Genomic DNA, 1,198 nt, shown 5'->3' on the forward strand with positions numbered 1-1,198 from the left:
GGTAATCCCCCCATTTTTAACGGAGCTGTCAGGTAGAATTCACGCGGCGGTTTTCAGTTTCTGTGCGGGTGTTATGCCGCCGATGCCCATATTGGGCCGTTGGTTGTTGTACGTCCAGAGCCATTTAGTGGCGAACTCTTGCGCCTGCGCAATGCTTTCAATGATGTATTGGTCCAGCCATTCATGCCGGACAGTCCGGTTATATCGCTCGATATAGGCGTTTTGCTGCGGCTTGCCAGGCTGGATGTGGTTCAGGGAAATTCCTTGTTGCTCAGCCCATTCCGTCAATTTTTTGCTTATATATTCAGGGCCATTATCAACCCTGATGGCAAATGGTTTGCCACGCCATTCGATGATCTGGTTCAAACTGCGGATCACGCGCTCCGCAGGCAGTGAGAAATCCACTTCGATGCCGAGCCCCTCCCGGTTGAAATCGTCCAGAACGTTCAGCAGCCGGAACGGCCTGCCATCCTCCAGGCGATCCATCATGAAATCCATCGACCAGACCCTGTTTGGTGCTTCTGGCACAGCCAATGCCTCAGGCCTGTCCCGCTTCAACCGTTTACGAGGCTTGATCCGCAAATTCAGCTCTAACTCACGGTAGATGCGATAAACGCGCTTGTGGTTCCAGCAATAGCCCCGAACATTGCGCAAATACAGAAAGCACAAGCCAAAGCCCCATGTTTTCTTCGCTGTCGTTAACCCGATCAGCAGATCGGCAATCTGGTCGTTCTCGCCATTTTGCTTGCCCTTGTAACGATAGCAGGTTTCGCTGATCCCAAAAGCACGACAGGAAAGAGCAATGCTGATCCTGTGGACCGCCACAGCTTTGGCGGCCATCTCCCGGCGTTGAGATGGCCGCGTCATTTTTTTCCTAAAACCTCTTTAAGAAGGTCAGCCTGCATGCACATCTCGGCATACATCTTCTTCAAGCGACGGTTTTCATCTTCCAGGGCCTTCATCTGGCTGATCATTGACGCATCCATCCCACCATATTTGGCCCGCCACTTGTAAAAACTCGCCGAACTCATTCCATGCTCCCGGCAAAGCTCCGGCACAGGGACGCCGCCTTCTGCCTGTCGCAGGATTAAAAGGATCTGTGCTTCACTAAATCTGCTTGTCTTCATCAAAATCTCCTCGTCTATTAAGCCCGAGAAAATTCTACTTTCAAAACCCGTTATTTTCCGGGCGGATTACC

Annotated in this window: 1 protein-coding gene; it reads right to left on the reverse strand. The window is 51.7% G+C overall.

Going from position 1 to position 1,198, the window contains the following annotated elements:
* Positions 1-39 precede the first annotated feature (39 nt).
* Positions 40-1,127, reverse strand: a protein-coding gene (locus THS27_RS26235) for an IS3 family transposase (protein WP_139835771.1) whose coding sequence is annotated in 2 segments (ribosomal slippage) — positions 40-872 and positions 872-1,127 — 1,089 coding nt in all. Because the reading frame shifts where the segments join, the coding sequence is not laid out codon by codon here.
* Positions 1,128-1,198 lie beyond the last annotated feature (71 nt).

Origin of the sequence: Thalassospira sp. MCCC 1A01428 (assembly GCF_002115825.1) — a bacterium.
In the GTDB taxonomy this organism is placed as follows: Bacteria; Pseudomonadota; Alphaproteobacteria; order Rhodospirillales; family Thalassospiraceae; genus Thalassospira.